General features: G+C 67.6%; 10 protein-coding genes and 2 pseudogenes. 11 read left to right on the top strand and 1 reads right to left on the bottom strand.

What is annotated here, in order from left to right; genetic code table 11:
- Positions 1–243 precede the first annotated feature (243 nt).
- From MJQ72_RS38360 to MJQ72_RS38310, 11 genes and pseudogenes are all read left to right on the top strand, one after another.
- Positions 244–1413, top strand: a complete 1170-nt coding sequence (locus MJQ72_RS38360; protein ID WP_037314101.1) for an ABC transporter ATP-binding protein — start codon at positions 244–246, stop codon at positions 1411–1413.
- A 38-nt stretch (positions 1414–1451) separates the two neighbouring features.
- Complete coding sequence (locus tag MJQ72_RS38355) at positions 1452–2204, top strand: ABC transporter permease (RefSeq protein ID WP_125732839.1); 753 nt, start codon at positions 1452–1454, stop codon at positions 2202–2204.
- Between the two features lie 3 nt (positions 2205–2207).
- Positions 2208–3044, top strand: a complete 837-nt coding sequence (locus MJQ72_RS38350; protein ID WP_063274319.1) for an ABC transporter permease — start codon at positions 2208–2210, stop codon at positions 3042–3044.
- Positions 3041–4378 (top strand): MCE family protein, encoded by a 1338-nt coding sequence (locus MJQ72_RS38345; RefSeq protein ID WP_240595840.1) that lies wholly within the window; start codon positions 3041–3043, stop codon positions 4376–4378. The genes MJQ72_RS38350 and MJQ72_RS38345 overlap by 4 nt, the downstream gene beginning before the upstream one ends.
- Entirely contained in the window at positions 4375–5406 is a 1032-nt protein-coding gene (locus MJQ72_RS38340) for an MCE family protein (RefSeq protein ID WP_240595839.1), read from the top strand. Before MJQ72_RS38345 ends, MJQ72_RS38340 begins: the two co-directional genes overlap by 4 nt.
- Positions 5403–6389 carry an MCE family protein gene (locus MJQ72_RS38335; RefSeq protein WP_240595838.1) on the top strand — a complete coding sequence of 329 codons (987 nt, stop codon included), beginning with the start codon at positions 5403–5405 and terminating at the stop codon, positions 6387–6389. Before MJQ72_RS38340 ends, MJQ72_RS38335 begins: the two co-directional genes overlap by 4 nt.
- Positions 6386–7564, top strand: a complete 1179-nt coding sequence (locus tag MJQ72_RS38330) for an MCE family protein (RefSeq protein WP_240595837.1) — start codon at positions 6386–6388, stop codon at positions 7562–7564. Before MJQ72_RS38335 ends, MJQ72_RS38330 begins: the two co-directional genes overlap by 4 nt.
- Positions 7561–8762: pseudogene (locus MJQ72_RS38325) on the top strand (MCE family protein). The gene MJQ72_RS38330 and the pseudogene MJQ72_RS38325 overlap by 4 nt, the downstream one beginning before the upstream one ends.
- A complete protein-coding gene (locus tag MJQ72_RS38320; RefSeq protein ID WP_240595836.1) occupies positions 8762–10027 on the top strand; it encodes an MCE family protein in 1266 nt (421 codons plus the stop codon). The pseudogene MJQ72_RS38325 and the gene MJQ72_RS38320 overlap by 1 nt, the downstream one beginning before the upstream one ends.
- A 31-nt stretch (positions 10028–10058) precedes the next feature.
- Positions 10059–10580, top strand: coding sequence for a hypothetical protein (locus MJQ72_RS38315; protein ID WP_240595835.1), 522 nt, complete (start codon positions 10059–10061; stop codon positions 10578–10580).
- 83 nt (positions 10581–10663) lie between these two features.
- Positions 10664–11610 (top strand): annotated as a pseudogene (locus tag MJQ72_RS38310) (hypothetical protein).
- A gap of 162 nt (positions 11611–11772) precedes the next feature.
- Here the strand turns inward: MJQ72_RS38310 and MJQ72_RS38305 are convergent.
- Complete coding sequence (locus MJQ72_RS38305; protein ID WP_240595834.1) at positions 11773–12966, bottom strand: hypothetical protein; 1194 nt, start codon at positions 12964–12966, stop codon at positions 11773–11775.
- Positions 12967–12979 lie beyond the last annotated feature (13 nt).

Below are 12979 nucleotides of genomic sequence, written 5' to 3'. Positions count from 1 at the left end.
CGTGGATCTGCGCGCGGGAGTGACGTGCACTACGGTGCTGCAAGCGGTGCACGGGCAGGCGGCGGGCTGCGCGAAAAGTTACCCGCGGGTCTGGCCAGAAAAGAAAACTGGTGAGTAACCTGTTCGCACTCAGCTCGTTGCACCTGGTTGACGCGGGTATCGCTGCGCGAACGCATGCGTCCTCTCGGGCCAGTGGCACGGGAAGGCAGTGCGCGACGACGCGGAACAGCTCCTGGAGGTGCGATGGGTGCCGAGGTGGTCATCGAAGGTCTTTCCAAGTCCTTCGGTAAGCAGGCCATCTGGCGGGACGTCACGCTGACCCTGCCTCCGGGCGAGGTCTCGGCGATGCTCGGACCGTCCGGAACCGGTAAGTCCGTCTTCTTGAAGTCGATGATCGGTCTGCTCAAGCCCGACAAGGGCCGCTGCATGATCAACGGCGTCGACATCGTGACGTGCTCCGAACACCAGCTCTACGAGGTGCGCAAGCTCTTCGGCGTCCTTTTCCAGGACGGCGCGCTGTTCGGCTCGATGAACCTCTACGACAACGTGGCCTTCCCCCTGCGGGAGCACACGAAGAAGTCGGAGACCGAGGTCCGCCGGATCGTGCTCGAGAAGCTCGAGATGACCGGTCTCAACGGCGCCGACAAGAAGCTGCCCGGCGAGATCTCCGGCGGTATGCGCAAACGCGCCGGTCTCGCCCGCGCGCTGGTGCTTGACCCGCAGATCATCCTGGTCGACGAGCCGGACTCCGGTCTCGACCCGGTCCGCACCACCTACATCTCCCAGCTCTTCCTGGACGTCAACGCGCAGATCGACGCGACGTTCCTGATCGTCACGCACAACATCAACCTCGCCCGCACCGTCCCGGACAACCTGGGCATGCTCTTCCGCAAGGAACTGGTCATGTTCGGCCCGCGCGAGGTGCTGCTGACCAGCGAGGAGCCGGTCGTCAAACAGTTCCTCAACGGCAAGATGGACGGCCCCATCGGGATGAGCGAGGAGAAGGACTCGGCCCAGCTCGCCGCGGAGCGCGCGATGTTCGAGGCCGGCCACCACGCGGGCGGTGTCGAGGACGTCAGCGGGGTGCCGCCGCAGATGCAGCCGACGCCCGGCGTGCCGACCCGGATGGGCGCTGTCCGCCGCAAGGACCGCGTCATGCAGATCCTGCACGGTCTCCCGCCGGAGGCGCAGCAGAGCATCATCGAGTCGCTCTCCCCGGAGGAACAGCAGCGCTACGGCGTCCGCCCGCAGCGCCTCGCGGCCGCCGGCCACCGGTCGGCGCCCGCCGAGAGCTCCATCCCGAACCACCACCAGGGCCAGCTGCCCGACGACCAGGTCGCCCACATCCCGCACCCCGGGAGAGCGGGCAACCACCGCCTGCGGCCACAAGATCCGGGGTCAGGTGGCGCGTGAGCTCTTCCGCTTCATCGGCGAAGATTCCCGGGATCGGCATGGTGCGCGAGACCGGGAACCTGTTCGCTCTCGGCCTCGACATCGTTCGTGGCATTTTCCAGCGCCCGTTCCAGCTGCGGGAGTTCATCCAGCAGGCCTGGTTCATCGCGAGCGTCACGATCCTGCCGACGGCGCTCGTCGCGATCCCGTTCGGCGCAGTCATCTCGCTGCAGTTCGGATCGCTCGCCCGCCAGCTCGGCGCCCAGTCCTACACGGGCGCCGGGTCGGTGCTCGCCACCGTGCAGCAGGCCAGCCCGCTGGTCACGGCGCTGCTGGTCGCGGGCGCCGGCGGTAGCGCGGTCTGCGCGGACATCGGCGCGCGGACCATCCGGGAAGAGATCGACGCCATGGAGGTGCTCGGCGTCTCCGCGGTGCAGCGGCTGATCGTGCCGCGCGTGCTCGCGATGATGCTGGTGGCGCTCCTGCTGAACGGCATGGTCAGCGTCATCGGCGTGCTCGGCGGTTACTTCTTCAACGTCGTCCTCCAGGGCGGGACGCCGGGCGCGTACCTGGCGAGCTTCTCCGCGCTGGCCCAGCTGCCGGACCTCTGGGTCGGCGAGCTGAAGGCGCTGATCTTCGGCTTCATCGCCGCGGTCGTCGCCTCGTACCGGGGACTGAACCCGTCCGGCGGCCCGAAGGGCGTCGGCGACGCGGTGAACCAGTCGGTCGTCATCACGTTCCTCATGCTGTTCGTGGTGAACTTCGTGATCACGCTGATCTACCTGCAGATCGTGCCCGGAAAGCTGGACTGACGCATGACCTTCCTTACACGCGCCAAGGGGGTTGCCAACCGTCCATTGCAGACTCTGGACAACCTCGGCGACCAGATGTCGTTCTACGGCCGCGCGTTGCTGTGGACGCCGAGGACGCTTCGCCGCTACATGAAAGAAGTTCTGCGACTGCTGGCCGAAGTGAGCTTCGGCTCCGGCTCGCTCGCGGTCATCGGCGGCACGGTCGGCGTGATGGTCGGCCTGACGCTGTTCACCGGTGTCCTTGTCGGTCTCCAGGGCTACTCGGCGCTGAACTCGATCGGCACCTCTGCCTTCACCGGCTTCCTGACCGCGTTCTTCAACACCCGCGAGATCGCCCCGCTGGTCGCCGGGCTCGCGCTTTCGGCGACCGTCGGCGCCGGGTTCACCGCCCAGCTCGGCGCGATGCGGATCTCGGAGGAGATCGACGCGCTCGAGGTCATGGGCGTGCCGAGCCTGCCGTACCTGGTGACCACGCGGATCATCGCCGGTTTCGTCGCGGTCATCCCGCTGTACGTCATCGGCCTGCTGAGTTCGTATCTCGCGTCCCGGTTGGTCGTTATCTACATCTACAACCAGTCAGCGGGTACCTACGACCATTATTTCGACCTGTTCCTACCACCACAGGATGTGTTGTATTCGTTCATCAAGGTGCTGTTGTTCAGCGTCTTGATCATCCTGTCCCATTGCTATTTCGGTTACCGGGCCTCCGGTGGCCCCGCCGGTGTCGGCGTGGCCGTCGGTAAAGCGGTCCGGCTGAGCATCGTCACGGTGTCCATCATGAACTTCTTCATCGGTTTCGCGATCTGGGGAACCGACGTCACGGTGAGGATCGCAGGATGATCGCGACAATCCGGCGCAGGCTGCTGGGCCTGCTTCTGGTCGCCGTGCTCATCGGCGGGGTGGCGCTGAGCATCGCGCTGTACCAACGGGCGTTCACCCCCGTCGTCAGCGTGAAACTGCAGTCGGGCAACATCGGGAACCAGTTGCTGAAGCAGTCCGACGTGAAGGTCCGCGGGCTCATCGTGGGCTCGGTCAAGGAGATCAACGCGACCCCGGACGGCGCCGAACTCACGCTCGCGCTGAATCCGGAGTCGGCGAAACTGATCCCCCAGAACGTTTCGGCGCGATTCCTGCCGAAGACGTTGTTCGGTGAGCGGTTCGTTTCCCTCGAGATCCCGGACGCGCCTTCGGAGAAGACGATCGCGGAAGGGGACGTGATCACCCAGGACCGCACGTCCGGCGCGGTCGAGCTGGAGCAGGCCTTCGCCCATCTGATGCCGGTCCTGCAGGCCGTCCAGCCGCAGAAGCTGTCGAGCACGCTTTCGGCGATCTCCACCGCGCTCAACGGCCGCGGTGACCAGCTCGGCCAGACCCTCGCGCAGCTCGGCAGCTACGTCGGGGAACTGAACCCGCACGAGCCGAAGCTCCAGCAGAACCTCAAAGAGCTCGCGAAGTTCTCGGACAACCTCAACGCCGTGGCCCCGGACCTGGTGCAGACCTTGGACAACCTGAGCACCACCACCCGCACCGTGGTGGACCAGAAGATGAACCTGGCGAACCTCTACGGCAGCGTCACCCAGGCTTCGGTGGACCTGCAGACGTTCCTGCAGAACAACGCCGACAACCTGATCCGCCTCGCCGACACGGCCCGCCCGACGGCGGAGCTGCTCGCGAAGTACGCGCCGGAGTATCCGTGCGTGATCGGGCAGATGGCGGACAACCTGCCGAAGATCGACAAGGCCCTCGGCAAGGGCACCGACCGGCCCGGTCTGCACGCGACCATCGAGGTCACCGTCAACCGAGGGCCGTACCTGCCGGGCAAGGACGAGCCGCGGTTCGAGGACAAACGCGGTCCGCGCTGCTACGACCTGAAGCAGTTCCCGGACCCGTTCCCCCAGTACCCGCCGGACGGCCCGATCAAGGACGGCAGCACGGTCAAACCGCCGGCACGCTCGGCGAACGACGGTCTTTCGCCGTCGAACGGCTTCGCGAACTACGGCGGCTACAACGGCGGGGGAGCGCCCGGCGGTAGCCCGTCCTACAGCGCGTCCGAATCGGACTTCCTCGCGCAGCTGGTCGCCCCGCAGGTCGGCATGACCGCCTCGGACGTGCCCGGCTGGGGCTCGCTGCTCGTCGGCCCGCTTTACCGAGGGGCGGAGGTGCACGTCAAATGAGGGGATTGCTCGCTCCGCTGATCAAACTCGGCGCCTTCATCGTGGTCACCGTGCTGTTCACGACCATCCTCGGGATCAGCATCGCCAACGTGAACACCACCAGCACCAACGCCTACAAGGCGCGGTTCAGTGACGCGACCCTCGTGCTGCCCAACGACGACGTCCGCATCGCCGGCGTCCGGGTCGGGCAGGTCAAGGAGGTCCGCATCGTCGACCGGCGCCAGGCCGAGATCGAGTTCGAGGTGGACTCCGGCCGCAAGCTGCCCGCCGGGGTGACCGCGCAGATCAAGTTCCGGAACCTGGTCGGCCAGCGTTACCTCTCGCTCGGGCAGGGCACCGACACCTCCGGCAAGACGCTGGAGCCCGGCGGGAACATCCCGCTGGAGCGGACCACGCCCGCGCTCGACCTGACCCAGTTGTTCAACGGGTTCAAGCCGCTGTTCACCGCGCTCAACCCGGACGACATCAACAAGCTGTCCTACGAGGTCATCCAGGTCCTGCAGGGCGAGGGCGGCACGGTCGAAAGCCTGTTGAAGCACACCGCGTCGCTGGCCACCACGATCTCCGACAAGGACAAGGTGATCGGCGAGGTCATCGACAACCTGAACTCGGTGCTCGACACGGTCAACGCGCACACGCCGCAGCTGAACGACCTGATCGTCAAGCTGCAGCAGCTGGTCTCCGGGCTGGCCGCGGACCGCGAGCCGATCGGCGACGCCATCGACTCGCTCGGCACCCTCGCCAAGACGACCTCCGGTCTCCTCGGCGAGGCCCGTGAGCCGCTCAAACAGGACATCGCCGCGCTCGGCACGCTGTCGAAGAACCTCAACGACAGCCAGCCGATCGTCGAGCATTTCATCCAGTTCCTGCCGCAGAAGGTGACGGCGCTGACCCGCACCGCCGACTATGGCTCCTGGTTCAACTTCTTCGCCTGTGAGATGACGGGAGCCGTCGCCCTGCCTCCGCTGATCAACGAGCCGATCAACCTGCCGCTGCTGCCGGTGAACCGGGCGAGGTGCACGGCATGAAGTCGTTCCAGAAACGCAATCCGATCCCGATCGCGCTGGTCGGTATCTCGGTGCTGCTGCTCGGTTTCATCGCCGCGCTCAACTCCGACGACCTGCCCGTGATCGGCGGCGGGACCACCTACAGCGCGGACTTCAGCGAGGCTTCGGGCCTGCAGGAGGACAACGACGTCCGGGTCGCCGGCGTGAAGGTCGGCAAGGTCTCGGAGATCAAGCTCGACGGCGACAAGGTCCGGATCTCGTTCAAGGTCAAGGACGCCTGGCTCGGCGACAAGACCAGCGCGGCGATCAAGATCAAGACCGTCCTCGGCCAGAAGTACCTGGCGCTCGACCCGCAGGGGCAGCGCACGCTCGACCCGAGCTCGACCATCCCGCGTGAGCGGACGGCGTCGCCGTTCGACGTGCTCGACGCCTTCCGCGGCCTTTCGCAGACCGTCGACGACATCGACACGACGCAGCTGGCGAAGAGCTTCGACGTCATCACGGAGACCTTCGCCGACACCCCGGCCGACGTGAAGGGCGCGCTGACCGGCCTTTCCCGCCTCTCGGACACCATCGCCAAACGTGACTCGCAGCTGTCGAGCCTGCTCTCGAACACTCGGCAGGTCTCGCAGACGCTCGTCGACCGTGACGCCGAGTTCCAGAAGCTCCTGGCCGACGGCAACAAGCTGCTCGGCGAGGTGGCCAAGCGCAAGGAAGCGATCTCCGCGCTGCTGGACGGCTCGCGCAACCTCGCCACCCAGCTCAAGGGCCTGGTCGACGACAACGACGCGCAGCTTGACCCGGTGCTCGCCCAGCTCGACCAGCTGACCTCGATGCTGCAGCGCAACCAGGACGCCCTCGGCCAGGGCATCGCGCGGTTCGCGCCGTTCATCCGGGTGTTCACGAACACGATCGGCAACGGCCGCTGGTTCGACAACTACATCTGCGGGCTGGTCCTGCCGTCGTTCGGCCCGATCAACGAGAAGGGGTGCTACGACAAATGAGTACCCGTCTCGGAGCAGGCCTCGCACGCGGTTTCACCATCGCGATCGTGCTCGCGCTGGTCGTCGCCGGCGCGCTGTGGTGGACCCTCAAGGACGCGGGCCGCAACCACGTGACCGCGTATTTCGCCGGCACGGTCGGCCTCTACGAGGGCAACAGTGTCCGCATGCTCGGCGTGGACATGGGCACGATCACCAAGATCCAGCCGATGGGCAACCAGGTCCGCGTCGAACTCGAATACGACCGTTCGGTGGCGGTGCCCGCGGACGCGAAGGCGATCATCGTGTCGCCGTCGCTGGTCAGCGACCGCTACGTGCAGCTCGCCCCGGCCTACAAGGGCGGCCCGCGGATCGCCGACGGCGCCGTCATCGGCCTCGACCGCACCGAGGTGCCGCTGGAGGTCGACGAGCTCGCCGCCAGCCTGTCCCGGGTCAGCAAGTCGCTCGGGCCCAACGGCGCCAACAAGAACGGTTCGCTGTCGAACCTGCTCGACACCGCCGCGAAGAACTTCGACGGCAACGGGCAGGCGCTGCACGACACGATCACGAAGCTCGGCCAGGCGGCGGGCACGTTGTCGGGCAACAAGGACGACCTGTTCAAGACCGTCGAGAACCTCGGCTCCTTCTCACAGACGCTGGTGAACAGCGACAAGCAGGTCCGCGACTTCGAGCGGCAGCTCGCCGACGTCAGCGGATTCCTCGCGGGGGAGCGGGAGAACCTCTCGGCCACGGTGAAGCAGCTGTCGGACACGCTCACCGCGGTGCAGGCGTTCATCGAGAAGAACCGCGACCGGCTCAAGTCCAATGTGGACAAGCTGGCCAGCGTGACCAAGGTGCTCGTCGACCAGCGCGGCGCGCTCGCCGAGATCCTCGACGTCGCCCCGGTCGGCCTCGGGAACCTGGTCAACACCTACAACGCCTCGTCGGGCACGCTCGACGCGCGGGCCAACCTCAACGAGCTCACGCAGCCGCCGCTGGTGATGGTGTGCAACCTGCTCAAGCAGACCCCGGAGGCGCTCGACGCGCTGGGCGACGCGTGCAAGGGGGTCGCCGGACTGGTCGACGGGCTGGTGCCGTTGCCGTCCATCGCGCAGGTGATCCAGTCGTCGCAGGCGGGCCAGTTGCCGCCGCTGCCGCTGCCGATCGCCGGTCAGCTCTACGGAACGGCGGCGAAATGATGAAGAAGATCGCTCTCCTCGCCTCCGGGACCGTCGCGGCGCTGACGTTGAGCGGCTGCGGGTTCAGCGGGATCTACGACGTCCCGCTGCCCGGCGGCGCCGAACTCGGCGACCACCCGTACACCGTCAAGGTGCAGTTCCGCGACGTCCTCGACCTGACCCCGCAGGCCGGGGTGAAGGTCAACGAGGTCGCCATCGGCCGGGTCGAAGCGATCGGCCTGACCCCGGACGGCTGGAACGCCGAAGTCACCCTCCGGGTCAACGGCGACGTGAAGCTGCCGGCGAACGCGCTCGCCAACGTCAAGCAGTCGAGCCTCCTCGGCGAGAAGTACGTCGAGCTGGCCGCGCCCCCGACGGGCAGGGAAAGCTCGCCGACAACGCGGTGATCCCGCTGGCCCGCACGAACCGCAGCGTCGAGGTCGAGGAGCTGCTCGGCGCGCTTTCGCTGCTGCTCAACGGTGGTGGGGTGGAACAGCTCAACACCATCACCAAGGAACTCAACAACGCCACCACCGGCCGCTCGCCGGAGCTCAAGGCGCTGCTGAACAACACCAACGAGCTCGTCACGAACCTCGACAAGCAGTCCGCGAACATCACGCGGGCGCTCGACGGGCTGAACCGGCTCTCGCTCACGCTGAACGGCCAGAAGGACAAGCTGGTCGGCGCGGTCGACAACCTCGGCCCCGGCCTCGGCGTGCTGGAGCAGCAGCGCGGCCAGCTGGTGACGATGCTGAACGCGCTCAACCACCTTTCCGGTGTCGCCGTCGACACGGTGAACAAGAGCAAGGAAGACCTCGTCGCCGACCTCAAGGCACTGCAGCCGACGCTGCAGAAGCTCGGCGAAGCGGGCTCGGATCTGCCGAAAGCGCTGGAGATCCTGTTGACCTTCCCGTTCAGCGACGCCGCCTACGACGGCGTCAAGGGCGACTACTTCAACCTGTTCGCGAAGATCGACCTGAACCTGAACGAGATCCTCAAGAACCTCGGCCGCAGCCGCGAGAACCCGCTCAAGGACGTCGTCCCGGTGCCGGGGCTGACCGGGGGCACCGAGGGGCCGGGCGAGAACCCGCCGCTGCCGATCCCGGACAGCGTGGGCGGCACTCAGGCGGGCCAGGCGAGCGCGCCGCAGGGTGGCGGGCAGCCGCAACAGACCGGACCCGCCGGTATCTTCGGTGTGCTGTCGGGAGGTGCCGGCTGATGCTGGTCCGTAGGACGAAGATCCAGCTGGTCGCGTTCGCGATCATCTCCGTGGTCGCCATCGTGTACGCGCTGATCCGGTTCGCCGGGCTCGGCCAGGTCTTCGGCGACGAGGGCTACACGGTGAAACTGCAGCTCAAGCAGTCGGGCGGCATCTTCCAGAACGCCGAGGTCACGTACCGCGGCTTCAACATCGGGCGGGTCGGTGAGCTGCGCCTGACCAAGACCGGGCTGGAAGCCGACCTCAACATCTCGCCGGACGCCCCGCAGGTGCCCGCCGATCTCGACGCCGTCGTCGCGAACCGGTCGGCGGTCGGCGAACAGTTCGTCGACCTGAAGCCCAAGAGCGACAAGGGACCGTTCCTGAACGCTGGTTCGGTCATTCCAGCCGACAAGGTCAAGACGCCGGTGCCGACCGAGCAGCTCATCGGCGACCTCGACAGCCTCGCGGCCTCGGTGCCGACCGACTCGCTGCGCAAGGTCGTCGACGAGTCGTACAACGCCTTCAACGGCACCGGCCCGGACCTGCAGCGGCTACTCGACACCGCGCGGAGCTTCACCACGACCGCGCAGGAGTACCTGCCGCAGACGATCCAGCTGCTGGAAAAGGGCGGGCAGGTCCTCGAAACCCAGAACGACATGTCGAGCTCCATGAAGTCGTTCAGCGCGGACCTCAACAAGCTCTCGGGCACGCTGAAGAACTCCGACGCCGACATCCGGAAGCTGATCGGGATCACCCCGCAGGTGGCGACCCAGATCAGCGAGGTGCTCGCCGAATCCGGACCGGGGCTGGGCGCGCTGACGGCGAACCTGCTCACGACGTCGAATCTGCTGGTGACCCGGCTCGACGGGCTCGAACAGGGCCTGGTGACGTACCCGATGCTGGCTGCGGGTGCCAACACCGTCGCCAACGACGGCACCGCGCACCTCGGCCTCGCGCTCAACCTGTTCAACCCGCCGTCGTGCACCAAGGGCTACCTCGGCCTCGACAAGTACCGCGAAGGCACCGACACGACGCCGCGTCCGCCCAAGGACAACGCGTACTGCGCCGAGCCGAAGGGCAGCCCGATCAACGTGCGCGGTTCGCAGAACGCGCCGTACAACGGGGTCCCGCAGATCCCGTCGGAAGGCGACGTCGCGGCGAACGCCGGCCGCTCGGCCGAGGAGCTGGCCAGCCTGCGCGCGGCACAGGGCATGCCGAGCGTCCTGCAGAGCCCCGGGGTCAGCCTGCCCACCCTCGGCACGCTGCTGGGCCTGCCCGGCTGAGCCCGAGACCGTATCCCTACCCTGGAGTGTCATGAGTTCTTCTCGATCGCGGACCCTGGTCCTGGGGGCGGCGGCGTTCGCGCTGGCCGCCTTCCTCGCCGCGGCGATCTTCGGTGTCATGTGGGCCGTGGCCGCGTCGGACGACAACGCCGACCTGGCGCGCTCGCGGGACGACGTGGTCAAGGCGGGCGGCACCGCGATCAAGGCGTACACCGAGGTCGACTTCGAGAAGCTCGACGAGTTCTTCAGCAAGCAGAAGGCCGTCTCCGACGAGAAGATGAGCCAGCAGCTGGCCCAGCTGGAGCCGACCTACCGCAAGGCGCTCGGCGACGCGAAGACCAAGGTCGTGACCACCATCCAGGACATCGCGGTCGAGGAACTCGACGACCACGAGGGCAAGGCGAGCTTCCTCGCCGCCATCTCCACGCAGGTCACCCAGGGCGACAAGGCGAGCTCGAAGGCGTTGCGCCTGGAGGTCTCGATGACCCGGGTCGGCGATGAGTGGAAGCTGTCCGGGATCGACAACGTGCCCCTCGTCGCGGCCGGTCAGTAAGAGCGTCACCTAGAACGGAGCCACGTAGTGCCCCCTCCCGTCGCCAGCCCCCTCGCAGCACTCCGCCGGTGCGCCGCCCCCGGGTGGCCGGTCTGCGACGGCCCGGTGCGTCTCCCGCTCCCGCTTCTTCTCCCGAGGCGCCCACCTCGGAGGTCGAGGTCGACGAGACGCCGGTGGCGAAGCCGGCGCCGGTCCGCCGTCCGTCGCCGCGGCCGGCTCCGGTTCCTGCGCCTGCCGAGCCTGTCGAGGTCGCTGAGGAAGACGCTGTCGAGACTTCTGAAGAGCCTGAAGCCCCGAAGCTCCCGAAGAAGAGGTCGTCGCGAAGCCGACCCCGCGCGCGAAGGCCCGCGCGGTCGCCGAGGAGAAGCCGGACGACCTCGAAGAGGCCGAAGCCGAGGTCGACTCCGATGAGACTGAGGAGTCTTCGGACTCTTCGGAGACCGAGAAGAAGCCGGGCTCGAAGCAGCTGATCCTGGCGGGCGCGCTGGTCGTCGTGGGATTGCTGCTGGCCGCGACCGCGGTGCTCTTCAAGATCCAGGCCGACGAGGTGTCCAGCTCGACGAACAACACGGCGCTGCTGGACGTCGCGAAGACCGCGCAGGTCAAGGACCAGGTCGCGAAGGCGACCGAGGCGCTGTTCTCCTACGACTACAACAACATCGCGAAGACCGAGTCCGCGGCGGCCGATCTGCTGGTCAACGACGACGTGCGGGCGAAGTACAACCTGCTCATGGGCGAGGTCAAACGGCTGGCCCCGCAGCAGAAGATGGTCGTGACCTGCAAGGTCACCCGCAGCGCCGTCATCCGGCTGGAAGGCGACCGGGCCGACGTGATGGTGTTCGTCGACCAGAGCTCGACGCGGGCCGACACGAACAAGACCACCGCCGGGAGCGCGCAGCTGCACTTGAACGCGGAGCTGCAGGGCGACAAGTGGAAGATCACGGCGATGAACACCTACGCCGCTCCGCCGAACCCGGCCGCTTCCTCGGCCCCCGCTTCACCCCCGGCCTCCCCAGCCCCCTCGAAGTGACCCCGGCCCGGCCGGATCGCGTTTAGCCCGCTAAACGCGATCCGACGACGCGGCGCGCGTCCCGTTCCGTGAAGGCCTCCTTGAGGGACCCAGAATCCCTCAAGGAGGCCTTCACGGCTTTCCGGCTCCCGCCCCGCTGACCTGCGTTTAGCGGGCTAATCGTCACGCGTCGGCGCGCTGACCAGGGGGTCGCCCGCCGCCGCTCGACCGGAGCTTGAAACTCGCCGTCCGCGCCTTCTTGGCCATCTTCGGGTCCGGGTGGTCCGCGCCGACGACGTTGAGGAGTTCGAGCCGGTCCGGGTGGCCGGAGGACGTCAACAGCTCCACGATGTCGAAGCGGTCGTCCATGTCGGCGAGCTGATGGACGAACGCGCCGAGCGCGTGCATCGCCGCGTAATGGTCGGCCATCCCGACGACGACCTCGTCGCGGGTGACCGTTTCCCGGTCGACCGCTCCACGTTCGGCCAGCCACATCGCGGCGGCCGCGCCGACCAGACCGCCTTCGGCTCGGACGCCCACGGCGGTCTCGAGGCCGATCTCGCCGGTCTCCCCGAGCGCGATCAAGGCGAACAGTCGTTCTTCGGGAAGCCGCGCCGTGCGAAGGAACTCGCTCGCCTCCGCTGCCGCGTCTGAGGGTGATCGGTGCCGGACCCAGGCCTTCAGCTCCGCGTCGATGATCTCCGGTGCGGAGTGGACGAGCCGGGGGCTCAGCTCGCCGAGACTCTCGCCCGCGGCTTCGCCGATGACCGGTGCGTCCATTCCGGCCTCTCGGAGCTCCCTGTTGATCGCCCAGACGGCGATCGGGGTGAGGCTGAGGAGGAACGGGGAGGGATCGGGTTTCCCGGCGATATCGGCGATCAGCGCGAGCCCGGCCGGGTCCGCGGTGCCCTTCTCGAGCGCGCCGAGCCGTTCCAACAGGTCCAGCGCGACGCTTGTCGCGTACCGCATCGACTCGTCCGGTGCCTGCCCGAGTTCGACGGCCTCGAAAAGGAGCTCAACCGGCACAGCGACCGGACCTGACCGGTAGAGCGTGAGTGAGATCGACGCGACCAGTCCGAGTGGCAGAGGCTCGGCCTCGCCGATCGTCGAGTACAGCCGCTGCCAGAGCCGGAGAGGGTCGTCGACGAGCGTCGCGTTCTCCTCGACGGGCACGTGCTTGCCGTCGACGACGCGGACCAGCCCGGACACCTCCGCCCACCGCGGGATCAGCGGGTCGCTGTCGCCCGACCCGGCGACGTAGCCGCGGACCTCGCGGAGGAGGGGGCTCCGCTCCGCGGCCAGCCGCAGCTCGGCTTCCGGCCTCAAGAAGACCGGGGGCATCTCGGCACTGGCGTCCTGCTCCCACGTTTCGTTCACGCCGCCCAGTCTG

Source organism: Amycolatopsis sp. EV170708-02-1, from assembly GCF_022479115.1.
GTDB lineage: Bacteria > Actinomycetota > Actinomycetes > Mycobacteriales > Pseudonocardiaceae > Amycolatopsis.
Note: the sequence above shows the minus strand (reverse complement) of the source record. Positions and strands in the feature narration are given on the sequence as shown.

Excerpts from the sequence above, each read along its gene's own strand:
- MJQ72_RS38360 (WP_037314101.1), top strand. The coding sequence starts at position 244 with ATGGGTGCCGAGGTGGTCATCGAAGGTCTTTCCAAGTCCTTCGGTAAG.
- MJQ72_RS38355 (WP_125732839.1), top strand. The coding sequence starts at position 1,452 with ATGGTGCGCGAGACCGGGAACCTGTTCGCTCTCGGCCTCGACATCGTT.
- MJQ72_RS38350 (WP_063274319.1), top strand. The coding sequence starts at position 2,208 with ATGACCTTCCTTACACGCGCCAAGGGGGTTGCCAACCGTCCATTGCAG.
- MJQ72_RS38345 (WP_240595840.1), top strand. The coding sequence starts at position 3,041 with ATGATCGCGACAATCCGGCGCAGGCTGCTGGGCCTGCTTCTGGTCGCC.
- MJQ72_RS38340 (WP_240595839.1), top strand. The coding sequence starts at position 4,375 with ATGAGGGGATTGCTCGCTCCGCTGATCAAACTCGGCGCCTTCATCGTG.
- MJQ72_RS38335 (WP_240595838.1), top strand. The coding sequence starts at position 5,403 with ATGAAGTCGTTCCAGAAACGCAATCCGATCCCGATCGCGCTGGTCGGT.
- MJQ72_RS38330 (WP_240595837.1), top strand. The coding sequence starts at position 6,386 with ATGAGTACCCGTCTCGGAGCAGGCCTCGCACGCGGTTTCACCATCGCG.
- MJQ72_RS38320 (WP_240595836.1), top strand. The coding sequence starts at position 8,762 with ATGCTGGTCCGTAGGACGAAGATCCAGCTGGTCGCGTTCGCGATCATC.
- MJQ72_RS38315 (WP_240595835.1), top strand. The coding sequence starts at position 10,059 with ATGAGTTCTTCTCGATCGCGGACCCTGGTCCTGGGGGCGGCGGCGTTC.